Origin of the sequence: Pseudoalteromonas sp. BDTF-M6 (assembly GCF_018334135.1) — a bacterium.
In the GTDB taxonomy this organism is placed as follows: Bacteria; Pseudomonadota; Gammaproteobacteria; order Enterobacterales; family Alteromonadaceae; genus Pseudoalteromonas.
Window position 1 is genome coordinate 140737 of record NZ_JAGXTQ010000002.1, and the last position, 23099, is coordinate 163835.

21 protein-coding genes are annotated in these 23099 nt (G+C 52.4%); 9 read left to right on the plus strand and 12 right to left on the minus strand.

All coding sequences use genetic code 11. The features are described 5' to 3' along the window. Nucleotides 1-15 precede the first annotated feature (15 nt). The 3 genes from KD147_RS04920 to KD147_RS04930 form a co-directional block, all read right to left on the minus strand. The gene (locus KD147_RS04920; RefSeq protein ID WP_212547106.1) at nucleotides 16-4194 is read right to left on the minus strand and encodes a DEAD/DEAH box helicase; all 4179 of its coding nucleotides are present in this window, start codon (nucleotides 4192-4194) and stop codon (nucleotides 16-18) included. A 100-nt stretch (nucleotides 4195-4294) separates the two neighbouring features. Next, nucleotides 4295-5449: an iron-containing alcohol dehydrogenase gene (locus KD147_RS04925; protein ID WP_105215097.1), complete on the minus strand. Its 1155-nt coding sequence runs from the start codon at nucleotides 5447-5449 to the stop codon at nucleotides 4295-4297. 17 nt (nucleotides 5450-5466) lie between these two features. After that, nucleotides 5467-6321: a type 1 glutamine amidotransferase domain-containing protein gene (locus KD147_RS04930; RefSeq protein ID WP_212547107.1), complete on the minus strand. Its 855-nt coding sequence runs from the start codon at nucleotides 6319-6321 to the stop codon at nucleotides 5467-5469. A 372-nt stretch (nucleotides 6322-6693) separates the two neighbouring features. Between KD147_RS04930 and KD147_RS04935 the strand changes: the two genes are divergently transcribed. The 3 genes from KD147_RS04935 (at nucleotide 6694) to KD147_RS04945 (ending at nucleotide 9854) form a co-directional block, all read left to right on the plus strand. Then, a complete protein-coding gene (locus tag KD147_RS04935) occupies nucleotides 6694-7602 on the plus strand; it encodes a LysR family transcriptional regulator (protein ID WP_105253451.1) in 909 nt (302 codons plus the stop codon). A gap of 402 nt (nucleotides 7603-8004) precedes the next feature. Further along, a complete protein-coding gene (locus KD147_RS04940) occupies nucleotides 8005-9537 on the plus strand; it encodes a carbon-nitrogen hydrolase family protein (protein WP_105253452.1) in 1533 nt (510 codons plus the stop codon). Continuing rightward, entirely contained in the window at nucleotides 9537-9854 is a 318-nt protein-coding gene (locus tag KD147_RS04945) for a DMT family transporter (RefSeq protein ID WP_105201118.1), read from the plus strand. The genes KD147_RS04940 and KD147_RS04945 overlap by 1 nt, the downstream gene beginning before the upstream one ends. Before the next feature lie 40 nt (nucleotides 9855-9894). Here the strand turns inward: KD147_RS04945 and KD147_RS04950 are convergent, their stop codons facing one another. Then, nucleotides 9895-10464 (minus strand): helix-turn-helix domain-containing protein, encoded by a 570-nt coding sequence (locus tag KD147_RS04950; protein WP_212547108.1) that lies wholly within the window; start codon nucleotides 10462-10464, stop codon nucleotides 9895-9897. 165 nt (nucleotides 10465-10629) lie between these two features. Here KD147_RS04950 and KD147_RS04955 point away from each other — a divergent pair, with 165 nt between their 5' ends. Further along, on the plus strand, nucleotides 10630-11088 hold the full coding sequence (locus KD147_RS04955) for a hypothetical protein (RefSeq protein ID WP_212547109.1): 459 nt from the start codon (nucleotides 10630-10632) through the stop codon (nucleotides 11086-11088). 3 nt (nucleotides 11089-11091) lie between these two features. Here the strand turns inward: KD147_RS04955 and KD147_RS04960 are convergent, their stop codons facing one another. The 5 genes from KD147_RS04960 to KD147_RS04980 all read right to left on the minus strand — a co-directional run bounded on the left by KD147_RS04960 (nucleotide 11092) and on the right by KD147_RS04980 (nucleotide 15703). Beyond that, nucleotides 11092-11964 carry a DMT family transporter gene (locus KD147_RS04960; RefSeq protein WP_212547110.1) on the minus strand — a complete coding sequence of 291 codons (873 nt, stop codon included), beginning with the start codon at nucleotides 11962-11964 and terminating at the stop codon, nucleotides 11092-11094. 129 nt (nucleotides 11965-12093) lie between these two features. Beyond that, the gene (gene arsB / locus KD147_RS04965; RefSeq protein WP_212547111.1) at nucleotides 12094-13116 is read right to left on the minus strand and encodes an ACR3 family arsenite efflux transporter; all 1023 of its coding nucleotides are present in this window, start codon (nucleotides 13114-13116) and stop codon (nucleotides 12094-12096) included. Between the two features lie 176 nt (nucleotides 13117-13292). Next, nucleotides 13293-13529: a DUF5808 domain-containing protein gene (locus tag KD147_RS04970; RefSeq protein WP_212547112.1), complete on the minus strand. Its 237-nt coding sequence runs from the start codon at nucleotides 13527-13529 to the stop codon at nucleotides 13293-13295. Nucleotides 13530-13734: 205 nt separating this feature from the next. Then, entirely contained in the window at nucleotides 13735-14832 is a 1098-nt protein-coding gene (locus KD147_RS04975; RefSeq protein WP_212547113.1) for a DUF4785 domain-containing protein, read from the minus strand. Nucleotides 14833-14842: 10 nt separating this feature from the next. After that, nucleotides 14843-15703, minus strand: a complete 861-nt coding sequence (locus KD147_RS04980) for a lipase family protein (protein WP_212547348.1) — start codon at nucleotides 15701-15703, stop codon at nucleotides 14843-14845. Nucleotides 15704-16033: 330 nt separating this feature from the next. Between KD147_RS04980 and KD147_RS04985 the strand changes: the two genes are divergently transcribed. Beyond that, nucleotides 16034-16417, plus strand: a complete 384-nt coding sequence (locus KD147_RS04985; protein ID WP_212547114.1) for an MAPEG family protein — start codon at nucleotides 16034-16036, stop codon at nucleotides 16415-16417. A gap of 76 nt (nucleotides 16418-16493) precedes the next feature. On the opposite strand, the gene KD147_RS04990 is transcribed toward KD147_RS04985, so the two are convergent. The 3 genes from KD147_RS04990 to KD147_RS05000 all read right to left on the minus strand — a co-directional run bounded on the left by KD147_RS04990 (nucleotide 16494) and on the right by KD147_RS05000 (nucleotide 18835). Beyond that, nucleotides 16494-17696 carry a M56 family metallopeptidase gene (locus KD147_RS04990; RefSeq protein ID WP_212547115.1) on the minus strand — a complete coding sequence of 401 codons (1203 nt, stop codon included), beginning with the start codon at nucleotides 17694-17696 and terminating at the stop codon, nucleotides 16494-16496. 1 nt (nucleotide 17697) lies between these two features. Further along, entirely contained in the window at nucleotides 17698-18075 is a 378-nt protein-coding gene (locus KD147_RS04995; protein WP_105201223.1) for a BlaI/MecI/CopY family transcriptional regulator, read from the minus strand. Between the two features lie 61 nt (nucleotides 18076-18136). Beyond that, nucleotides 18137-18835, minus strand: a complete 699-nt coding sequence (locus KD147_RS05000; protein WP_212547116.1) for a pseudouridine synthase — start codon at nucleotides 18833-18835, stop codon at nucleotides 18137-18139. 187 nt (nucleotides 18836-19022) lie between these two features. On the opposite strand from KD147_RS05000, the gene KD147_RS05005 reads away from it, so the two are divergent. The 4 genes from KD147_RS05005 (at nucleotide 19023) to KD147_RS05020 (ending at nucleotide 23099) form a co-directional block, all read left to right on the plus strand. Continuing rightward, nucleotides 19023-20504: an FMN-binding glutamate synthase family protein gene (locus tag KD147_RS05005; protein WP_212547117.1), complete on the plus strand. Its 1482-nt coding sequence runs from the start codon at nucleotides 19023-19025 to the stop codon at nucleotides 20502-20504. A gap of 63 nt (nucleotides 20505-20567) precedes the next feature. Then, the gene (locus KD147_RS05010; protein ID WP_105253463.1) at nucleotides 20568-20810 is read left to right on the plus strand and encodes a VF530 family protein; all 243 of its coding nucleotides are present in this window, start codon (nucleotides 20568-20570) and stop codon (nucleotides 20808-20810) included. Between the two features lie 11 nt (nucleotides 20811-20821). Beyond that, complete coding sequence (locus KD147_RS05015; RefSeq protein ID WP_212547118.1) at nucleotides 20822-21589, plus strand: amidohydrolase; 768 nt, start codon at nucleotides 20822-20824, stop codon at nucleotides 21587-21589. 79 nt (nucleotides 21590-21668) lie between these two features. Next, nucleotides 21669-23099: a mannose-1-phosphate guanylyltransferase/mannose-6-phosphate isomerase gene (locus KD147_RS05020; RefSeq protein ID WP_212547119.1), complete on the plus strand. Its 1431-nt coding sequence runs from the start codon at nucleotides 21669-21671 to the stop codon at nucleotides 23097-23099.

Genomic DNA, 23099 nt, shown 5'->3' on the forward strand with positions numbered 1-23099 from the left:
GGGTGGGAACCGCCTTTAAAACACTTCCTTCAGGGTGGCCATCATTTCCTCAACCGAGAGGGATTGTGGGGTGTCGTAATCGCTCAGCAGGCTGTCGGCGAGATCTCGCTTATGCTGGTGCAGGGCGAGGATCTTCTCTTCTATGGTGCCCTTGGCAATTAGGCGATAGACGGTAACGGGACGGGTTTGCCCGAGGCGATGAGCGCGATCCGAGGCCTGCTGCTCCACCGCCGGGTTCCACCAGGGGTCCATATGTATGACATAATCGGCGGCGGTCAGATTCAGGCCAGAGCCACCGGCCTTAAGGCTGATCAAAAACACCTCGCCAGCGCCATTTTGAAAGGCGTCAATGCGGGTTTGTCTGGCCGCCGCAGGCGTCGAACCATCAAGATACTGATAGCCAATCCCCTGTTGCTCCAGGTACTCGCGGATCAACTGCAAGTGGCCAACAAATTGGCTGAATATCAGCGCCCTATGATTGTTTTCTCGTAACTCTTCAAGTAGGTGTCCCAGGGCCGAAAGCTTGCTGCTGGTTAGCGTGCTTTGTTTGGCCACCAATTGGGGATGGCAGCAGGCCTGGCGCAATCTGGTTAACTGGGCCAGCAATTGAATGCGTTGTTCCCCCGGGTTATCGAGCTGCTGTAATTGCGCTAATTGCTCCAGGGCATTTTGTCTCAGTGCTTCATAAAGGTGCTGCTCGTCTTCACTCAGGGTAATGAGTTGATCAATGTCGGTGCGCGGCGGCAGCTCGGTTAGCACCTCGGATTTCAGGCGGCGCAGAATAAAGGGTTTGATCAGCTCTTTGAGTACACGCTTGGCCTTGAGTGCCTTGGCGGGCTCCTGTTCCTGATTGTCTATGGGCAGCACAAAGCGGCGACCGAAACGCTTTAGGTTGCCGAGCAGCCCTGGGTTGATAAATCGAAACAGGCTCCACAGCTCGGTAAGGTTATTCTCTATCGGCGTGCCCGTGGTGATCAGGCGAAAATCCCCTTTTAGGGCATAGGCGGCACGGGTGCGCTTGGCCAACGGGTTTTTCAAGGCCTGAGCTTCGTCGGCCACGATCGTATGCCAGCGAATTTTTTCCAGCGTTTCAATATGACGCTGCATTTGCTGGTAACTGATCACCAAACAATCAAAGGTACCGCTTTGTTCTATGGTTGCTTGCTGCGCCTCGGCAGTTTTTAACTCACTAAAGAGCCGCACCCTGAGGGTCGGGGCAAATTTAGCGGCTTCATGATGCCAGTTAAAACAGACCGAGGTGGGCGCAATAATCAATGCTGGCCCCTTTGCTGCGCGTGCCACCAAGACCGCCAACGCCTGCAGGGTTTTACCCAGCCCCATATCGTCCGCCAAACAGCCGCCCGCGCCCCAGTGGGCCAGGCGCATGGCCCAATCAAAGCCATCGACCTGATAGTCACGCAACTGTGCCTGCAGGGTATTGGGCAGGGTCAGGGTTAGGGCGTTGGCCTCGCTCATGCGTTGATGTAATTGCTCCCAGCCGGGTACGGTTTGCATCCGCATGCCGGTGGTGTGGTCACGAATAAGGCGACTGCTGAGGGGGTGATAGAAGCCTTGAACGGCGGCGCCGTTGAGCACATCCAGCTGGGTTTTTAATTGCTCACTAAGGGCGAGTATGCGGTTGTCTTCCAGGGTGATAAAGCGCCCGCCGCTGGTGGCCAGGGCATCGAGAAGCTGGCGTAACTCCAGCACCTTGCCATCGTCCAAGGTGGCGCTGCCGCTAATATCGAACCATTCGTTATGCTGGTTAATACTTAATTGAATGTTTTCGCTTTTCAGCGGCTTAGTCATATGCAGCGTTTTGCCCCTGGGCCAGCGCAGCTTTATCGGCAGCTCCTGATTGGGCTTGCCAAGGGCCAGTTGTAGTTGCTCCAGGGTGGCCAATGCCAGCTGCCAATCCGTCTGAGCCAAACAGGTGTCCTGCATCGATTGAAAATCCGGACATTGGCTATCCAGTTGCTCCAGCAAGCGTTGCTCGTAGGCGAGGTCGCGCTCCAGGGCGATGCGTTTGCCTTGGACATGGGCGCTCACATGGCGACTGCCTAAGCCGGGCTTCATTGCCGGGCCCTGCTCGCCAAAGGGCATGACCACACAATCGAAGTTCAAGCCGGTTTTCAGCGGCGTGATATTGATCACCAGGTGTTTATCCGGCTCGGTTTGGGCCAGGGTTTCGCCAATGCCGTCGATATCCGATTCGATATTGATCAGCGGCGCTATGGCCTTAATGCCATCGATGGCCTTTTGTTTTGCATGGGCCGGTATCACCAAGCCGGACTCGCCGATAATTTTGGCGACTTTAAGGTGATTGGCGTTGAAAATGCTAAATTCTGCCAGACCGTCACGGACCTGCTTAAGGCTGACCAAGGGGGGCTCAGAGTGCGTGGTTAACGCGGGAAGATGAGCGATACTCACGCTTAAGTCCGGACCGTGGGCGACGATACGAATGGTCGGTTCACGCTGCACCAGCTCAAGGGCGCGGCCTTCGCTATCAATCACATTAGCGGCACCCACCACAGCGGGGAGGGCGTTACTTAGGTTGAGGCGATACTCCTTACTGCGGTAATAATCCTTGCCCGTGCTTGTTTCAATAAGGGCGCAGATGGCCTTGTCCTGCTCGCTTAAATGAAAGCGTTCTGGTTCGTTAACCAGGTGTTTTAAACTCAGTGCCTTGCCCTTACTCCAGCCCTGCTTAGTACGCTTTTGCTCTTTCGCTTTCAGGCTGGACTCGAAACGGCCAATATCCAGTTGCCACACTATGCGGCTCGGCTCTTCACTGTTTTTAGCCGCTGGGGTATCCAACGCCAGCAATTGCTCCAGGGCGATATCCCAGCTTTCCTGCGAGCGCATAAGTTGGGTTATATCGAACGTTAACTTTGGCGATTCACCGGATAGTTGCCTTAAAAAGTCGGCAAATAACGGGAGTTGGGTGTGTTCAAAGAATCGTATCGCATCGGCCTTTAATGCCAGCAGCCAGGGTTCGGGTGTGCGAGCGCTCCAGGTGTAGGCGGCCAGGGCAAAACAGACATAGAGGTAATAGTTCAGCTCACCTTTTTGGCAGTAGCTTAAATATTCCTGACGAAACAGATAAGTATCTCGCCCTTGCAGATGCAATAACAGGCGTCGCAGCACCAAATCAATGGACAGGGCAAATTCGCCACGCTGTTTGTCCTGCTGCTGGTTGTCGAGCTGGGTTTGCAGCGTCAGCCAGGATGAGGTGTCGCCCTGCTGGCCTTTGTCCAGCACCAGTAGGGTTAGCTGATAGAAAATACCGTACAGCCCTTCAATATAGGGCTTTTTCCGCTTTTGATAGCGGCCTTTTTCCTGCTCGGCTTGGGTAAACAGGCGCATGGCCTTGGCGTATTGCTGCTGCAAAAATGCCCAGCTGGCTTGCAATAACAGACTATAGAGAGAGTTATCTTGCTCATCGAGGTGCGCGTTTAGTTTGTCCAGTTGCCCCGACAGCAGGTATTGCTCGGCCTTTAAATAATGCAGCCAGCGGTTAGCCGGTAAGGCGTCGCAGGCCTGATGCAGCCAATGTAAAAGCTGCGCGGTACTTTGCCCTTTGTGCCTGTGTGCCGCCAGCAAGGTGGCGAAGGCCTGGTACTGCAGGCGTTCATCCAGAAGCTGAAATTCATCAAGATTAAAAGGGTAAAACACCAGGCTGCATAGCGCCGGTGTGTGCTGCCAATCAAGCTGCATGGGATTTTTAGCTAATCCCATCAGTTCCTTCACTCGTCCTAGCTCACCAAGAAAATACATATCGCGCAGCAAGCGGCGCTTGTCTGTGGTGTTATCTTGCCATTGGTAGCTGTTAAGTACGGGCGCCACCTGCTCGGCGGCGGTTAACAGGGTAACGAAGAGGTTTTTGCCTATGCTGCGTTTTACCAGGGCATTGGCAATCAGGCGATTGATGATGTAACCGTGACGGCTTTGTTGTACCAACTCCAGGGTGCATAAATCGGCGATGATATGTTTGAGCGCCTTGTCGGTAATTTCCTCAAGGCCACGTAATTCACTGTGTGCTAAAATGCGTCCCAGGGCATGCAGTTCTATGGGCTTGTAGATCACCGCCAGCGCTTGCGCCACATGTTGATGGGCTGAGCCACACTCATTAAAACGGTGTAACAGGGAGGCGATGGCCTCGTTGAGTTCGGCGGTGATGGTAATAAAGCGCATTAAGGGGTTAGAAGGTACTGATTAAGTAGCGAACACGCTAACAAAGCGATGGGGGATGGGCAAGAGAAAAGGCCGTCAGGCGGCCTTTGAAGACAAGATTTTAAAGCGCTAACGTCAGGATCTTGGTGGCGACCTCCGGCGTTATATCGCCGTGCTCACCGAGTGCCGTCAGGCCATTGCGGCGCAGGTTGTCTACCGCCTCGGTCACCGCTTGCTCCTGTAGGTCGTAATCACTTAAGCGCGTTTTAACGCCCATTTGCTCGAAAAAGTCCTGAACTGCTTTGATCGTGGCGTCAATCAAGGCTTCTTCATCGGCATTTTCAAGGGCAAATACACGACGGCCCAGTTGTTGGATTTTCTCGCGTTTTTGCGCTTTTTTCTCGAACATCAACGCCGGTAATACTATGGCCAGGGTTTGCGCGTGATCCAGGTTATAAAGCGCCGTGAGCTCATGGCCGATCATATGGGTGGCCCAGTCGTGGGGTACGCCCTGACCGATTAAGCCATTGAGTGCCATGGTCGCCGACCACATCACATTGGCCCGCACGTCATAGTTTTGCGGCTCGGCCAGTGCCTGTGGGCCTTGCTCGATCAGGGTCGATAAAATGCCTTCGGCAAAACGGTCCTGCAGCGGCGCATTAACCGGGTAGGTGAGGTATTGCTCAATCACATGCACAAAGGCGTCAACCACACCATTGGCTACCTGGCGTGGTGGCAGCGAATAGGTGTAGGTAGGGTCGAGCACGGCAAATTGTGGCTGCACTATGGGTGTACCAAAGGCGCGTTTTTGTTGCGTCGCCTTCTTGGTAACCACTGAGTTGCCATTACTTTCCGAGCCGGTTGCCGGCAGGGTGAGTACCGCGCCTATGGGCAGCGCGCTTTTTACCTCGGCGCCATTGACGAGAATATCCCAGCCATCGCCCTCATAGTGTGCCGCGGCGGCGATGTATTTGGCACCATCGATGACACTGCCGCCGCCTACCGCGAGAATAAAGCTAATATTATGCGCTTTGACCACGTTTAAGGCCTCGCTCAGGGTTTCATAGGTGGGGTTGGGTTCGACACCGGCAAACTCAACAAAATCGAATCCTTCCAGTGCGTTGACAACATCGTCATACACGCCATTTTTCTTAATCGAACCACCGCCATATAAGAATAAAATCTTGTCGCTGGGCGCCAGGCGTGCGCTGATTTGCTTTACCTGGCCCTGGCCAAAGAGAATTTCCGTGGTGTTTTTAAACTCAAAATTCAACATAGTGCTGTTACTACCTCTTATTTGCTGCGCTGCTGCAAAGCAGAAATTAATGCCTTAGCTAATTGCTTGTCTGAAAAGGGGTTTTGTCCTGTGATTAATTCACGGTCGACCACCACATTGGGTTGCCAATCGGCGGCAAATTGCATCTTGCCGCCCGCGGTGGCCATGGCTTTTGCCGGGTAATAACGTAGCTTCTTACCATTTAATGAGCCTTCAAAAGTCGCCTCTTCAGGGTTAGAGAAGATGGTCATGCTGTAACCCTCATACAGCCAGTCAGTTGCTTTTCCCTCGGCACCTTGAGCAATGTTTTGCTCGTACTCCACTGGGCTTTGCTGGGCCGATAGCAAGGCGATGGGGCCGTGGCAGATTGCGGCTGTTGGCTTACTTTGCTCATGAAAGTGCTGCAATATGGTGCGAACATCTTCGTTATTGGCTAAATCGATTAGCGGCGCGTGGCCACCGGGAATAAAGACACCGCTGTATTGGTCCAGGCCCTGTTCGATCACCTCCCTCAACGTGTGGGTGTCGTTGATGCCCTCAAGGTTGGCAATCACCTCTTGAATGCGTGCCATTTCGGCCTCGTCATCGCCAAAATACATGGCCTGCACCGAATTTTTATCAACCGCCGGCGCGTTGCCTTTGGGGGTGGCGAGAACCAGTTCATAACCGGCTTTAAGTAACTCGTCCGCCGGTACCCCGAATTCATTGAGGTAATAACCGGTTTCATAGCTGCTGCCATCGGCAAGTTGCATTTGGGTTTCGCTGGATAATAACACCAGTATCTGTTCGCTATTTTCTTGTGCCTGTGCGGCGCTGGTGGCCGTCAGTGACAGAGCGGTTGCGAAGACCGCGGCAATTTTTTTCAAACTCATCTGTGCCTCTGGTTAATAGGGTCTGTTTATCTTTGCGGTTTACTTTATGTTCAATCTAAACGCATTCTGATCACGACGCTCGTTATGCTGCATAGTCATTCTCTGTACATGGCGAGCAACACAGAGCAGGATGCGTTTAGATGAACCCGCAGGGCAGCGCTTGTAGCGCATTTCTACTGTGTTGTTACATGTTTATGTAGAATAACTACACCACACATGTACCGCCTTGTATAAATTCACTACAAACTGCTGCAGAAACAAACAACAAAGGTCAACAGACCCTAATCAAGTTAGGTGAAAGATGTATCCAGTATAGTTAAGCTCTATAATAAGTAGAATTCAGTTTAATTTGGGTTAGGTATAAAATATCTGATGTCTTACTTTGTCCAGCTTCGTACCTTTGTTGAGGTGTATCGCTGCCTGAATATTTCCCGGGCGGCGAAAAACCTTGGTTTGTCTCAACCGGCGGCAACCGCACATATTCAAAGTGTGGAGTCGACCGTGGGCAAGACCCTGTTCACCCGACGGCACCGAGGGGTTGAACCGACCAATTTGGCTCATGAGCTGGCGGCGCAAATCGGCGGTCATTTTGATGCCATAGAGCAGAAAATGGCCTCGACCCGCAGCCGTTCAAATGAAGTACGTGGCTCCATTACCCTGGCCGGGCCGGCGGAATACATCAGTTATGTAGCCTCGGCCCAGTTGGCCAACCTGCTGCAGGGTGGCCATGTCGATGTCAGTATTTTGCCCGGCAATCGTGAGCAGATTTATTCGGCCCTGGATAACGGCGTCGCGGATTTGGCCATTACCGCCTCCTTGCCCGATAGCAGCATGTATGACTATCAGGTGCTGGACTCGGAACGGTTGATGTTAGTGACCCATAAGCTGCTGGCCGACTCATTGCCGACTCAGGAGGTAGATGCCAATTTGCTCAACACCCTGCCGGTAGTCGCTTATAGCACCCAGTTGCCGCTGATCCGTGAGTATTTCGATGTGGTGTTTAAGGCCCATTGCCGTTCGCAGATTATTGCCACCTGTCCGGATATCCGCGCCCTGGCCGGCATAGTGCGCACCGGCGTGGGCTATTCCGTGTTACCCGATTATTTATGTTATGACGACCTACGCAGTGGGCGCCTGGTCAGCCTCGGGCCTCAGGGACCGGAGAATAATATTTATCTGGCCTGGCGCAAGGGCGCCTTGGCGCATCCACGAGTGAATTATGCCCGCGATATTCTGATGGCGTTCTCCAATATCAATCGTTATGCATTTCATCGCGAATAGTCTTTCGTTTTGGTGAGATTATCACCACAATAGTCTGAGGGTCTGTTTATCTTTGCGGTTTACTTTATGTTCAATCTAAACGCATTCTGATGAATATAATCACTGATTTATGTGGTTAAATTCATCCATGAAGCTTGGTTACATCGCGCATCCATGCGCTCACCTCGCTAAGCTGCGAAGCATTGCTTCGGTCTTGCTCGCCTATGTACATAGCGAGCAACACAGAGCAGGATGCGTTTAGATGAACCCGCAGGGCAGCGCTTGTAGCGCATTTCTACCGTGTTGTTACATGTTTATGTAGAATAACTACACCACACATGTGCCGCCTTGTATAAATACACTACAAATTGCTGCAGAAACAAACAACAAAGGTCAACAGACCCTAATTATTAGGAGATGAGCATGTCGGTCGAAACAACCCGTTTGGCTATTTGTAATCTGGCGAAAGAGCAGTACCCGCAAATCAAAACCCTGATGGATGAAACCTACCCAGAGCTCGGCGGAGCCTGGCCCAGTCACACCATTTTCCGGCTGATAGACCAGTTTCCCGAGGGACAAATAGGCATAGTCGACGATGACAAGCTGGTAGGCATTGCCCTGAGTGTGCAGGTGGATTACGGGCGTTTTTCTAACCCCCATACCTATGACGATATCGTCGATAGCCATGACCGGGTGTTTAGCGACCCCAACGGCGACGCCCTTTATGGTTTAGATGTGGCCATTGCCTCGAGCCACCGCGGCATGCGCCTGGGCCGGCGTTTATACGACGCGCGCAAGGAGTTGTGCCGCCAGTATAACCTGAGAGCGATTCTGGCCGGTGGCCGCATCCCTTTGTATCACAACTTCCGCGAGCAAATGTCACCCATGGAGTACATCGAAAAGGTGGACCGCAGGGAGGTGTATGACCCTATTCTGAGCTTCCAGTTGGCGAATGATTTTCAGGTAAAGCGGCTATTGAAAAAATACCTGCCGGAGGATGAAGAGTCGGAGGGCTACGCCACCCTGTTAGAGTGGAACAACATTCTCTTTGAGCCGACCGATACTGTGCTTGAAAGCACCAAGACCGTGGTGCGGGTTGGTGCGGTTCAATGGCAGATGCGCCAAGTGGAAAGCGTGGATGAACTGCTTAAACAGGTGGAGTACTTTGTCGATACCGTGTCCGACTATCAAAGCGACTTTATCCTCTTCCCGGAGTTTTTCAACGCGCCATTGATGGGGCTGCATGAACACCGCAACCAAACCGAGGCCATTCGCAGTCTGGCGGAATACACGGACACCTTCGTTAAGGCCATGTCGCGTATGGCGGTGGAATACAACGCCAATATCATCACCGGCTCCATGCCCTTGGCAGACGGTGACATTATCTATAATGCCAGCTACTTGTGCCATCGCAGCGGCAAGGTGGACGAGCAACGCAAAATTCATATTACTCCGCACGAGGCCTATGACTGGGTGATTCAGGGCGGCGATAAAATTGCCGTGTTTGAAACCGATGCCGGGCGCGTCGGCATTCAGATCTGTTATGACGTGGAATTCCCAGAGCTGTCACGTATTCTCGCCGAGCAGGGGCTGGATATTCTCTTCGTACCCTTTTGGACCGATACCAAAAACAGCTACTTACGAGTGCGCCATTGTGCCCAGGCGCGGGCCATAGAAAACGAATGCTATGTGGTGATTGCCGGCAGCGTCGGCAACCTGCCTGAGGTGGAAAGCCTGGACGTGCAGTATTCGCAGGCCGCGGTGCTGACACCGTCGGACTTTTCTTTCCCCCATGATGCCTGCCTTAATGAGGCTACCCCTAACACCGAAATGCTGCTGTTCTCCGATTTGGACATGGATAAATTGAAGATCCTGCACAGTGAAGGTACAGTGCGCAACTTGAAGGATCGTCGCGGCGATCTCTACGAAGTAAAATTGGTTAAGGAGAACGGCTAGTGGCCTGGGTGTATTTGATTTGTGCGGGATTATTTGAAATTGGCTGGCCGGTGGGACTGAAGTTGGCGCAGGAGCCGCAAACCCGTTGGTTTGGCATTGCCATGGCGGTGATCTTTATGGCCATTAGCGGCTTTTTGCTCTGGCTGGCACAAAAAACCATTCCCATGGGCACTTCCTATGCGGTGTGGACCGGCATCGGCGCCGCTGGCACCTTCCTGGTGGGTATTCTCTTCTACGGCGACAGCTCATCGCTGATGCGCTACTTTGGCGTGCTATTGATTATTGCCGGGGTGATCACCCTGAAACTAGCTCACTAAGCGCTTAATATTTGTTACTAAAAGAAGCCTATTGGCAAGCCTACGAGCGTATGCGCGTAGGCTTTTTTAAGGCCCCCACCGCGGTGACGATAAGCGCCGTTATCAGCAGTAAAATGCTGATGGCAAACAACCAGCGATTTTCCTCTCGACTGATATCACGTTCTCCATAAAAGCGATACTGGGTGCTGCCATCGGCGCTGATCGCCGCCTCGCCTAAATAAGTCTGAGTTAGATGATAACCGCTTAGGGAATGGGCGTTGTCGGTACTGACAAACTGATAGGTATAGTGCGTTTGTGCATAGAGAAGCTCGAAATATGCCAGCGCCCACAACACAGTGGCTAAGACTAGCAAGCCAGCGACCGATAATATCCAGCACAGAGGAAGTCGGTGCGAGCCTTGTGGGGATTGAGGCTGTGCCCTTGGCAGCAAATCGGCTGCGCTTACGTTGTAGGCCTGCGCCAGCTTGGCTAAAACCTCATTGGAGGGCAGCACCTTGTTGTTCTCCAGTTTGGACAAATAGGATTGCTGTATGCCAATTTCCCGAGCGGCAAAGGCTTGGGTCCAGTTTTGTTGTTTTCTTAAGGTGATAAGCTGCTCGGCCAGTTCCATGTTAAAGCCTGGGTTTTTCTTCTATTGTTGCCTAGTATGTTAAGTATGCCTAGTGTTTGAATCATATTCATTAGTAAGAATATTAGGAATATTATTGGCTTACGTAGATGATGTCGCGATTTGCTATTAGCATTAAGGGGCAAATAACAAGAAGGAAGCAAGACCATGAAATACCTAGCAACCGCTTTAATACTAGCCCTAGGTGCCTGGCCAGCTCTGGCCGAGTCGCCCCTGGTGGCCGTTAAGGTTGACATTTATCGCATGCAAACGGACCAGTCGCCCCCAAATATTATTGCCGCCTTTAATCGGGCTGAGTTGGAGCATCAACCACGCCTCATAACCAGTGCCGGTAAAGAAGCGCGGATTGAAATCGGTGAGCAGGATAAGCATTTACTGTCGGTTACCCTGTTTCCCAGTGATGACGGGGAATATTACAGCGCCAATATGAACTATAAGATCAAACAGCAGGACTGGCTGCAAGCCAGCAGTGAAAGTGAACAAATACCCTTGGGGCAAAGCGTCTTAATGAGCAGCCACGTTGGCGAACAGCTTATTCTGATGCAAGTGACGGGCAAGCGCTTCCATGATCTTGATACGGCGACACAGTGGCTTGAAATCGATTAGGGTTTAACCCCACATGACCGCGATGGCGGCCAGGGCAATCAGTACCAGGCCTAGGCTGTCGCGGCGTTTTACCGGCTGCTTTAACCACAAATATGAAATGGCGATGGTAAAGAACACCTCGACCTGCCCCAGAGTTTTCACATAAGCCACATGCTGCAAGCTCATGGCACTAAACCAGCCTATGGAACCAATACAGCTGGTCAGGCTGATCCACATTGTTAAGCCCTTATGTTGCCACAGACTGAGCAAGGCTCTTTTGCTCTTAATTCCCAGATAAATCAGCAGCAGTATTGTTTGTAAACCAATCACCAAGAGTAAAACCCAGGCTGCGCTGTGAGGAAATAGCAACCCCGACGACAGGCTGGCTTCGCGCACCCACAGTGAGGTAAGCGCAAAACTGCTGCCGCAGGCTAAACCCATCCCCACGGTTTTAAGGTTTAAGCCGCGAATACTGGGGCCGGATAGCAAGATGACGGCAACGGCACCGAGTATGACACCCAGCCAACCCAGTAAACTCAGCGCCGAACCAAAGAACAGCATGCCGAGAATCGCCGCGACCAGGGCCTCACTCTTGGCCAGCCCCGCCCCCACGGCGTAGTTGTTCATTTTAAATAGGCGCACCATAAGGGCGGTGGCGATGATCTGCATAACCGCAGCTCCGACAATGTAAAAAATAAATAAGCCTGAGGGCTCAAGCGCCGGCGCGGATTCGAATTGATATAAGCCAAACAGATACAAGGCGGCAATGGGTCCGGCAAGAATAAAGCGCGCTAAGGTCACGGCTAAACTGGCCGTATGCTGGCTTAATTTGCTTTGCAGGGCGTTGCGCCAGCTTTGACTGAATGCGGCTAAAAAAGTAAAGAAAATCCAAGTCATAGCGGGTTAATAGGGACTTAAAAAACCAAGTTAGCATGGCCATGCAGAGCTGGCGAATGAGGAATTTACATACTGGTAATAGGGGAGAGTGATTGTCACCTCCCTCCCCGGGCATGGCACAGCTGGGCGCTAATGGCTAAACCAGTGTCGAGTTTTATTGACTATGGCTACAAGGGACAGCATAACCGGCACTTCAACCAACACACCCACGACCGTGGCCAGGGCCGCTCCCGAATGTAAGCCAAACAAAGAGATTGCTACCGCGACCGCTAATTCAAAGAAGTTTGACGTGCCTATTAAGCATGCGGGAGCGGCTATGTTGTGCTTGAGCTTGAGCTTCACAGCGATAAAGTAAGCCAGAATAAAGATGCCGTAGGTTTGCAGTATCAGCGGAATCGCGATCAAGACTATGTTTAAGGGTTGGGCGAGAATGGTCTTGGCCTGAAAGCCAAATAACAGCACCACGGTGGCTAACAAGCCCATGATAGAAAATGGCTTAAGTCGTGCCAGCAAATCAGCAACCACCGCTTCATTCCTTCCGGAGCGGTTTAGCGTTTTGCGAGTCAAAACACCCGCTATCAAAGGTAAAAGCACGTACAGTACCACCGAAATAAACAGGGTCTTCCAGGGGACGTGAATATCGGTAACCCCTAAAAGCAAGCCGGCTATGGGTGCGAAAGCAAAGATCATTATGATGTCATTGACCGAGACCTGCACTAGGGTGTAGTTCGCATCGCCCTTGGTGAGCTGCGACCAGACAAACACCATTGCGGTACAAGGGGCTACGCCAAGCAGGATCATGCCGGCAATGTATTCTTGCGCGGTTTCGGGAGAGACCCAGTCTGCAAAAATACCTTCAAAGAACAGCCAACCCAAGGCCGCCATAGAGAATGGTTTAATAAGCCAATTGATCACTAAGGTGAGTATCAGGCCTTGCGGGTTTTTTCCCACTTCTTTTATGGTGCTAAAGTCTACCTGTATCATCATGGGGTAAATCATTACCCAGATAAACAGGGCAACGACGACATTGACATGCGCCACTTCCAGCGTGGCAACAAATTCGAACAGGGGTGGGTAAATAACGCCAACAGCGACACCCGTGGTAATGGCGATTGCTACCCAGACAGACAAGTAACGTTCAAATATCCCCATCTAAACTTCCTTAATAAAAACAAGTTGGTAACTTGAGTGGGAGGCCTCCTTTTATCCAGAGGTGAGCAAATTATTGGGCGTGCTAACCTCAGGCTTGTACAAGGCCAATTCGACAGGGGCGTATGTTATTCTCTTTGGCAAGGGTGAGACAGCAGTAATTCACCACTTGTCCGGTTTTATAGTGCCAAGTTGTAGCCAACAAGACCCGAAATCAACATGAGCATGGCAATAATGCTACTTAATGAAAGCACACCACCCGGGTTGGCTAGGTTTACCGTCCACCCTAGGATCGGGTAGGGCTTCGGTACCCAGGCTCGTGAGTCTTTTTTGCTAAAATAGAGCCCCATCCACTTTAATCTTGTCCAGTTATCGTCATTGCTCCATTCAGCCTGATTAATTTCATCCTGAGTCATGGCTTATCTCCTTATTTGGATACAAGTATCACGCACCGCTTGCAGAGCGTTTTTTAAGTTCATTCAATTAACAACCTAGATTAGCCTGTTGATTTTGTACAGCAAATGCTGGGTCTTGGCGTTATGAGCTGGCAAGTCCTCCAGCCACAAAAAAGCCGGTGCTGGGCACCGACTTGGGTTGGGTCCATAACTTTCAGAGCAGTGATTACTGCGGCGTAAACTTCAGCATCCTGGTTTGGTCTGTTAATTCAATGTCCACCAGGCGGTAGGGGGCATTGGCGCCTTGTGTGGCGCTAAAGGGCATAAGGAACTGCCCGTTGCTATCAAGTTCCTTGGCTACCTCAACCGTTGCCAGCCTAATGCGCTCGCCATTATCGGCACGGCCGGTCAGGGTGGCGCGAATGGCATAGCGGCCGCTGTCGGTTACTTCCACCGGGACGCTGGCCCGGTATTGATTACCACCTAAGGCCTGTACCTTGGCATCGCTCATACTGATGGTTTGCATGCTGTGCACAAAGGGCATTTTCACCGAGCGTTTGACCTTTTTGCCGTTAACCTGGGTGTCGACACTGGCCTCCAGTTCGTAGTAGCCATTGGCGGCGCCCAGATAGGTCAGTGGCTGATCGAAAATCGCTTCGCCACCTTGGTAGCGAGCACCTATCCGCTCTCCCGTTGGGCTATGGAGCTTAAGCTGCACATTTTTATCCTGCAGCTTTTGCGATCCCATGTTGAGCTCGACCCCTAGGCGTTGCTGGTGCTCGGACAGGGTAAACTGGGTACGAGCCTGCAGCGCATTACCTGAACCTTTTTCGATTACATGAACCAGATAGATATCCTGGTCATTGAGTGCCTGAGTGGTGTGCAGCATGGGCTGGCCCTTGCCATTAATCTGCCCCAGCTTGAGGCCGACGCTGCCGTCGTTAAAGCCGGCTTGCTGCATCTGCTCGCGCGCGGCGATGGCCTGCACTGGCATTAGGCGCTGGCTTTGGGCATCGCGAACGGAAAATTTATCAAGTTGCAGGTCATAGGGCTTGATCACCTCGCCGTTTTCAAAGCGGGCCTTGGGGGCAACGCGGATCAGGTGATCGGCTTGGTTAACAAACACCGGCACCCCCTGCTTCAGTTCTTTACCCGAGACTTGTTGCCAGTATTCAACGCTGGTTTTTTCCAATGAGCGTAAGGGCGTTGCGGGTGTGGCTTGCACCTGCGGGAATTGATAAACGGTCTGGGTGTTGCCGGCATCCGCCATGGCGCCTGTGCTGCTGAACATCATCAGGGCGTAGACTGTGGTTAATTTTTTCATTTTTTAGCTCCTAGATACGGTTCTTCAGCATGTCGCCAAGGCCAAAACAGTCACGGCGACTTTGTTGGTGACTGAGTGGTTCGCTGCCACGGGTGCGTGATTTATCTTGAAACCACACCGCGCCAGCCAAGGATTGTGAACTGCAATTTAAGAAGCCGTCGGAGCAGCTGTCTAACCAATTCTGAGTGACTTCCAGCGACACCTGATTTTGGTAGCCGCCGCAATAGCTGTCGCTATCCCAAATGGCCGAGTCCACGTCGCTGCCGACCACGGTTTCAAAATAGGACGGTAGGCTGGGGCGATTGGGGGTGCCATAAAGCCACTGAGCATTGTATGACGCCATCCAGGATACCTGTTGCTGCTTTACCGCATCATTGGCGAAGCCCAACAGCCAGCCAAGACTTTGCTCAAAGGAATTGCCGGCTACCACTGCATCGGCTAAGGGGGTGCCACCACTGGAAGGCGCCAGCGCTATGGTACGGGTGACCTTATTAATGATGTTGGGGTAGCGGTTATCCCAGGTGGGGTTGGATAAAATCCAGCGCACCACGTTGCCCCCGTTGGAATGAGTGATCAGCGTCAGCTCGGTGATGTTTTTATTATTAATAAAGCTGGTGAGTTGTGAGGCTAAACAGCCGGCGGCACCGTCGGTCCACATATACTGTTCAAAATCACAATTAATAACCGTGTAGTTGTTGGTATTGGTCAGGCCTTGGCGCACCGTATTGATGAAGCCGCCGGTCCAATAGTCGTTATAGGCGTCGGTTTGCTGGCCGGTGCCATGGATAAATGCGACTCCTTGCGCGGCCATGGCACCCTGGCTTATGCCCAGTGCCAGCGCCAATGTGAGTAGTTTTGTTTTCATGTGTATTCCTGTTGATTCTATTTTTATCTTTCTGGTTGGAGGAGTGACCTCCGATCGGAAAATAGACTAAATAGGTACAAATGCAAGGAAATTGTTACAAATATTTAACCTAACCGTCTTAATGCCTTATCACTCTTATGTTTGTGGTGATAAAAGCGCAATAATTGATGGGTGCGGCAATTTGTGCTTTCTCTTTATACGGGCGGTGATGTTACATCTTGTGAGTGGAAGCTCGGCCAGCCATGCTGGCCATTTTTTTGCTCTCAATTTGGCTATTGAGCTTGCTTGCAAAGCGGCGCACAATGATAAAAACAAGAAGAAAAATAAGGATCAAGCATGAGTACCTTAGTGATTTGCGCGCTCTTGGCGTGTTTAATTCCCTTCCTTGCTAAAGCCCCTTTGGCCTGGGCCCAGCAACAAAGCGGTGGCTACGATAACCGCCACCCTCGGGCACAACAGCAGGCCTTAACCGGATTTGGCGCCCGCGCTTTGGCGGCACATCAAAACAGCTTCGAATCCCTGATCGTGTTCGCCGTGGCCCTGGCCGTGGTGCTGGGCACCAACAACTCGGGGGCTGTGATGGATATGCTTGCCATTACCTATTTGCTTGCCCGTGTGCTTTACTGCCTGTGTTATTGGTATAACTGGCATGTGGCTCGTTCGCTGATTTGGGCCCTGTCCCTGGCCTGCCCCTTGGCCATGATCGCCCTATGTATTTAACCTGATTAGTTTTTATAAAAACACAAAGCAAGCACCTTTATTAAGGGGCTTGCTTTATACTCTTGGTCGTTGCGAATTAGTGTGAGATTACATTAATACGCTCTGTTAAATCAGGTAGTTGCACATCTGCGCTGAGTGCGAAATCCAGTTGTACTAGGTGTTCTTCTTGTGGAAATGCGTAAGGCTCATAGCGCCATTGTTGCAGCGCACGCACCGCTTCTTTATCAAATACCTTGGCCGGTTGAGACTGCACCACCACCACATTACGAACAGCGCCTTCCTCGTCAACTTGGAATCGTAAAACCACAGAGCCAGAAATTTTTTGCTCCGCTGCTTCTTTAGGGTAAATGGGCTCAATACGCATCAGGGGTTTTGGCTGACTCGCAGACTTTTGCTTATGGCCTTCACCAGCCTGAGTGCCGGCAACCAGGGTGAAACTTCCCAGGGCAATAAGCAGGGCCAGCACCTTGGCCAGGACATAGCCCTTATTGGCCGATTGCATATTGTATAGGCGTTGTAACATCATGTTTTTATCTCCGTAGTAAGAATAAGCCAAGCTATGCAGCCGTGACTGGCTGGCGCACTCGACCATGGATTTGCCGTACTGCAAACGCTGTGCGGCGGATTTATCGGCTAGCACCCGCTCATCGCAGGCCAGCTCTTGAATGCGTCTAAGGCTGAAATAAGCCACCCAGCCAAACGGGTTAAACCAGATTAAAATGGCGGCGCTCAGAGCAATCAGGTTGATGACATTATCGCGGCGCTCCAGATGCACCCGCTCATGTTCGAGCATCAGGGTGAGGGCCGAGGCATCGACGTCTTGCTGTAAACGCTGCGGTAGTACAATGCGTGGGTTAAAGAAGCCAACCACCATGGGTGAGCTGATCGCCTTGCTGCGATACAGAGTCGTATTGCCTGCCTGTCCCGGCAGCTGGTTATCAAGGGGGGCGGCGTTCAGGCGGCGCTGAAATACCAGATGTTGGGAGGCAACCAGGGCGAACAAGGCGGCGGCAATAAGCCAATAGGCCAGCTCCCAGCTAATGCTTACCTCGGCACTTGCCTGGCGCAAGGGTGTCACCACATACTGGCCAATCATGGCCGGAGCGGCTACCGTATTTTTTAGCTCTATGCTTTGCGCCAGCAGCAACGCTGGGAGCAACAACCAGAGGCCATAGATAAAGCGTGCACTCAGTGCCTTAAGGGCATAACGCTCCGCGATAATCAAGGCGGCGAGTAAGGTGCACAGCAGTGCCTGTTGTGAAATAAGCCATGACAACATATTACTTTCCTTGTTGGTCTTCCCACTCTTTAATAACGGCTTTGAGTTCGTTGATATCCTGCTGTGACAGCTGTTCGGTTTTGGCAAAGCCACTGACCAGAGGCGCAATGCGGCCACTGAAGAAACGCTGGATCAGATTCTTGCTCTGTTTAAGGGTGTAATCTTCGCGGCCAATGGTGGGGCTGTATTGGTAGAGGCGGCCTTGCTTTTCAAAACTCACCGCTTGTTTCTTAACGAGGCGACCCAGTAGGGTCTTGATGGTTTTATCATGCCATTGGGTGTCATCGCTGAGGCGTTCGATAATTTCGCTCGATTTCGCCGGGTGGCCCTGCCACAGCGCTTCCATGACCTCAAACTCTGCTTTGGATAACTCGATCATAACTTTGCTCACAAATGTAATCCTTGAACTTAGGATTACACTTGTAGTCAAAATGATCAAGCTATTTTTTCAACAAGTTAACTTCTTCCGTGGTGAGCTCGGTAAATTGATTTTCGGCTAAGCGCGTTGGGTCCAGGTGCAGTTGGCCGATGCGCACACGCAGCAGGTCGACCACGCGATAGCCGCAATAACGGGCCATTTTACGGATCTGTCGATTGAGACCCTGGGTAAGGATGATCTTAAAACGTGTGGCTGAAAGCGCCGTGCAAACACAAGGTTTGGTGAGTGTGCCATCCAGGGGTACACCTGCGCTCATGCGAGAAAAAAATGCCTCGTCCAAGGGCTTGTCCACCTCAACCCAATACTCTTTTTCATGGTTGTGATCCGGATGAGCCAGTAGATTACAAAGTTCGCCATCATTGGTGAGGATGAGCAGGCCACGGGAGTCCTTGTCTAGCCGACCAATGGGGTAGGTGCGTTGCTCGGGCGGTAAGTGATGGACCAGGCTGCTCGGATCTTCGGTTTTGAGTTTGCAATCTATGCCCACCGGCTTGTGGTAGGCGTAATAGCGCTTGGGCGCCAGTCCATCAATACGCTGACCATCAAGGAATATCTCATCCTGCTCGCTGACATGGTCGATATGATTGGCGGCGCGGCCATTGACCGTTACCCTGCCTGCATCAATTAGGCGCGAGGCGCCCCGGCGGGAACAAACTCCGGCATGGGACAAATACTTGGCAAGACGAATGCAAGTGGACATAGCAAGACCAGGAAATACGGGTGCCGCCATACTAGCATGATGTCCCTGCGAATGCCGCATAACGACGGCGCCAGGGTCGCCTGTTTTGTCTTGGGTCTGGAGGGAAAATAACCTTACTTTTATGCTGGTCAATTACCTAATCTTATGTAAATCTGAGCTTTACTAGGGATAGAAAAAGTGTATGACCATGAGCGAATTTTTGATCCATGCCATCGACTTGATGAGCAGTCTCTTTTTACTCTTTATCGGCTTTTTAGTACTGTTGACCATGTATTATTATTTTGTCGATATCCATCAAAATAAGCATGCAATACGCCGAAATTACCCGGTTATCGGCCGTTTTCGTTACTTTTTCGAGCGTCAGGGGGAGTTTTTCCGACAATACTTTTTCGCCATGGATCGTGAAGAAATGCCCTTCAATCGCGCCGAGCGCAGCTGGGTATATAAGGCGGCCAAGAACCTCGACCGCACCGCCGCCTTTGGCTCCACGCAAAGCCTGGACCCCACGGGCACCATCATGTTTATGAATACCGCCTTTCCGACCCTGGAAGAAGACGCCATTGAACCCGAGCCGGTGACCATAGGTGAGCAGTGCCCTCATCCTTACCGGGCAAAAAAGGTGTTTAATATTTCCGGCATGAGCTACGGCGCTCTGTCCAAGCGCGCGGTGCTGGCACTGTCTCGAGGTGCCCGCCAGGCCGAGTGCTGGATGAATACCGGTGAAGGGGGGCTGAGTCCTTATCATCTGGAAGGAGGCGCCGACATCGTCTTTCAAATCGGCACCGCCAAATATGGGGTGCGCGATGAGCATGGCAAATTAAGCGATGCCAAGCTCAAGGAAATCGCCGCCCATGAACAGGTAAAAATGTTCGAAATTAAAATGAGCCAAGGCGCCAAGCCGGGCAAGGGCGGCATGCTGCCCGGGATTAAGGTCAATGCAGAAATTGCCCAAATCCGCGGTATTCCCGAGGGCAAAGATTCCATTAGTCCCAATGGTCATCCGGAAATAAGGAGTGTGGGCGATTTACTCGATATGATAGCCCATGTGCGTACCGTAACCGGCAAACCCACGGGTTTTAAGGCGGTGATTGGTGAAACCTCCTGGTTAGAAGAGCTGGCCGAAGAAATTAATAATCGCGGCCCGGCATCGGCCCCTGACTTTATGACCATCGACAGCGCTGATGGCGGCACCGGCGCAGCGCCCCAGCCACTTTTGGACTCGGTTGGCTTGCCGCTAAAAGAAAGTCTGCCCTGGGTGGTGAACCTGCTTGAGCGCCACGCCCTTCGCGAGCGCATTCGCATTATCGCCTCGGGCAAGCTGATCGTGCCCTCCAAGGTGGCCTGGGCGGTGGCTCTGGGGGCCGACTTTGTGGTTTCGGCTCGTGGCCACATGTTTTCCTTGGGTTGCATTCAAGCCCTGCAGTGTAATAAAGACACCTGCCCGACCGGTATTACCACGCATAACCCTAAATTAATGAAGGGCTTGGATGTGGTAGATAAAACCCAGCGGGTGGCCAATTACAACAAGTATATTCATTATGGTATTGGCCTGATCGCCCATTCCTGTGGCGTCAATAATATCCGCTGCCTTAATCGCAAGCATGTGCGCGTGGTGCAAGAGGATGGGCTGTCGCAAACCCTGGATGAAATGTACGCCATGTACAAGTAGTGCATGGCGAGTGCTTGCTAACTGCGTTAAACTGCGGGTTATCACATGTTTCGAGGCAGTTTCATGCATCAAGAACAACCCAAAAATCCGCTACATGGCGTTAAGCTGGAACAAATCGTTACGCGCCTGGAAGAACATTATGGCTGGGCGGAGCTGGCGCAGCAGATTAACATCAATTGCTTTAAGAAAGACCCCTCGGTGAAATCGTCGCTGAAATTTTTGCGCCGTACTCCCTGGGCGCGAGAGCAGGTTGAGCAGTTGTATATCAAAACCTTTTGTACCTGGCCCTATAACGCCGGGGTATAGGGACCAAGCCCATGAGTCTTAGCGTCGCCCTGGTTCAGCACGACATTCGTTGGCTCGATGCCGATACCAATCTTGCTCAGTTAAGTGCGTGCCTTGAGTCCATCGGCGAGGTCGATTTAATTATCCTTGCGGAAACCTTCGCTACCGGATTCGCCGTGGCCGATAGCCAGGTGCATAAGGCGGCCGAGCGGATCCTGGATTGGTTGAAGGAGCAGGCGCAGCGCCACCAGGCGGTGCTGTGCGCCAGCGTGCTTGTCGCCGAGCAAGGGCAAAAGTTTAACCGCCTGTACTGGGTGTCTCCCGATGGTGCGCTGCAGCATTATGATAAGCGGCACCTGTTTTGTCTCGGGCAAGAGGGTAAGTACCTGAGCCCAGGTAAGCAAAGAGTCATTTTTACCTTAAAGGGTCTGCGCATCTTGCCGCAGATCTGTTACGACTTGCGTTTTCCCGTGTTTGCCCGCAACCGCAATGACTATGAAGTGATGATCAATATCGCCAATTGGCCGGCGTCCCGGCGCAGCGCCTGGGATACCTTGCTGCGCGCACGCGCCATCGAAAACCAATGTTATGTGTTGGCTGTCAATCGTATTGGCGATGATGGTCACGGCATAGCGCATAATGGTGGTACTGCGGCCTATGACTTTGGCGGCGAACCTTTGGCTCAGGCCACAGATGACCAGCCACAAGTCCTCACTATGACTCTGGATAAAGATGCGTTAGAGGAATACCGCCAGGCCTTCCCCGCCTGGCAGGATGCCGACGCTTTTGACTTGCGCTAGGGTAGTTGTAAGGTCATCGGCAGGAGCCCCGGGGCAGTGGTATAATGCTAATATGACTTAGCGAACCCGAGCCCCTATCTTGATTTTACCCGTACTTCTCGCCGGTGGCGGCGGCACCCGGTTATGGCCGCTGTCGCGCCAGGATCATCCCAAGCAGTTTTTGCGTCTTAATGGCGAGCATTCCTTGCTACAGCAAACGGCGTTGCGTTTTCGTGGTGCGGGCTGTCTGGCGCCTTTGGTGATCTGCAGTGCCGAGCACCGCTTTATGGTGGCGCAGCAGTTGCTGGAGATAGATATGTGTGCCAGTGCCATTATTCTCGAGCCTGAAGGGAAAAATACCGCGCCGGCGGCGGCCTTGGCGGCACTGTGGGCGCAGCAGCACCAGCCGGATGCCAGATTGTTCTTCGCCCCCGCCGACCATGCCATTGCCAACTTCGAACTCCTCAGCGACAAACTCGGCGAGCTTGACGCCATAGCGCAGCAGCACTTGGTCTTATTTGGGATTACCCCCAGCGAGCCGCAAACCGGTTTTGGCTACATCCGAAAGGGCAAACGTTTTGCTTCGTCTGCAGACTGTACCGAAGGACTCACCGAAGGTTTGTATCGAGTTGCCGGCTTTACCGAAAAGCCCGACCGGGTCACCGCCGAGTATTATCTTCAGCAGGGCCACTATTATTGGAATTCGGGCATGTTGCTGGCCGGTTGCGCCGTGCTTATTGAGCAGTTTCAAGAGCATCGGCCGCAGTTATTGGCCCAAGTGCGTAGCGCCGCAACATTTAGCAGTGATCTGGACTTTACCCGTGTCGATGAACACGCCTGGCAACTGCTGGAAGGGGACTCCCTGGACTATGCGCTGCTTGAGCGCAGTGAGCAGCTGTTGCTTTGTCCGCTACCGCTGCAATGGTTTGATCTCGGCAGCTTTGCGCAGCTGTATCAATATCACAGCCGTGACCAGGATGATAATGTGGTGCTCGGCAGCGCGGTGTGCGTCGATAGCCGGGGTAACCTGATCGCCGCCGAAGAACAGCATCTGGTGGCGACCTTAGGCATTGAGGATACGGTGATAGTGCACAGTGGCGACACCATCCTGGTGGCTGCCAAGGCGCATCTGGAGGAGATGCCTAAGCTGGTGGCCAAGGTGGCGGCCGAGCATCCGCAGCAACGCCGTTATCACAGGCAAACCTTCCGCCCCTGGGGGCATTACGAAGTGTTGAACGAGGGAGAGCAGTACAAGGTGAAGCGCATAGAGCTGCATGCGCAGGCGCGCTTGTCCTTGCAGGCGCATCAGCATCGCTCGGAGCATTGGGTGGTGGTCAGTGGCGACGTTTTAGTTCAGGTTGAGCAGCAGGAGCATCGACTCAGCGGTGGCCAGTCCATCTATATACAGGCACAGCAGCGCCATCGCCTGACCAATGTCGGCACTGAGGCGGCGATCATCATCGAGGTGCAAAGCGGCGACTATCTCGGTGAGGACGATATTATCCGCTTTGACGACGATTACGGCCGCTAA

Coding starts and splice junctions, on each gene's coding strand:
- KD147_RS04960 (WP_212547110.1), bottom strand. CDS start 11,964: ATGACTTGGATTTTCTTTACTTTTTTAGCCGCATTCAGTCAAAGCTGG.
- KD147_RS04950 (WP_212547108.1), bottom strand. CDS start 10,464: ATGGAACTGGCCGAGCAGCTTATCACCTTAAGAAAACAACAAAACTGG.
- arsB (WP_212547111.1), bottom strand. CDS start 13,116: ATGGGGATATTTGAACGTTACTTGTCTGTCTGGGTAGCAATCGCCATT.
- KD147_RS04920 (WP_212547106.1), bottom strand. CDS start 4,194: ATGCGCTTTATTACCATCACCGCCGAACTCAACGAGGCCATCGCCTCC.
- KD147_RS04930 (WP_212547107.1), bottom strand. CDS start 6,321: ATGAGTTTGAAAAAAATTGCCGCGGTCTTCGCAACCGCTCTGTCACTG.
- KD147_RS04975 (WP_212547113.1), bottom strand. CDS start 14,832: ATGAAAAAATTAACCACAGTCTACGCCCTGATGATGTTCAGCAGCACA.
- KD147_RS05010 (WP_105253463.1), top strand. CDS start 20,568: ATGCATCAAGAACAACCCAAAAATCCGCTACATGGCGTTAAGCTGGAA.
- KD147_RS04925 (WP_105215097.1), bottom strand. CDS start 5,449: ATGTTGAATTTTGAGTTTAAAAACACCACGGAAATTCTCTTTGGCCAG.
- KD147_RS05005 (WP_212547117.1), top strand. CDS start 19,023: ATGAGCGAATTTTTGATCCATGCCATCGACTTGATGAGCAGTCTCTTT.
- KD147_RS05000 (WP_212547116.1), bottom strand. CDS start 18,835: ATGTCCACTTGCATTCGTCTTGCCAAGTATTTGTCCCATGCCGGAGTT.
- KD147_RS04990 (WP_212547115.1), bottom strand. CDS start 17,696: ATGTTGTCATGGCTTATTTCACAACAGGCACTGCTGTGCACCTTACTC.
- KD147_RS04935 (WP_105253451.1), top strand. CDS start 6,694: ATGTCTTACTTTGTCCAGCTTCGTACCTTTGTTGAGGTGTATCGCTGC.
- KD147_RS04955 (WP_212547109.1), top strand. CDS start 10,630: ATGAAATACCTAGCAACCGCTTTAATACTAGCCCTAGGTGCCTGGCCA.
- KD147_RS05015 (WP_212547118.1), top strand. CDS start 20,822: ATGAGTCTTAGCGTCGCCCTGGTTCAGCACGACATTCGTTGGCTCGAT.
- KD147_RS04970 (WP_212547112.1), bottom strand. CDS start 13,529: ATGACTCAGGATGAAATTAATCAGGCTGAATGGAGCAATGACGATAAC.
- KD147_RS04940 (WP_105253452.1), top strand. CDS start 8,005: ATGTCGGTCGAAACAACCCGTTTGGCTATTTGTAATCTGGCGAAAGAG.
- KD147_RS04985 (WP_212547114.1), top strand. CDS start 16,034: ATGAGTACCTTAGTGATTTGCGCGCTCTTGGCGTGTTTAATTCCCTTC.
- KD147_RS04995 (WP_105201223.1), bottom strand. CDS start 18,075: ATGATCGAGTTATCCAAAGCAGAGTTTGAGGTCATGGAAGCGCTGTGG.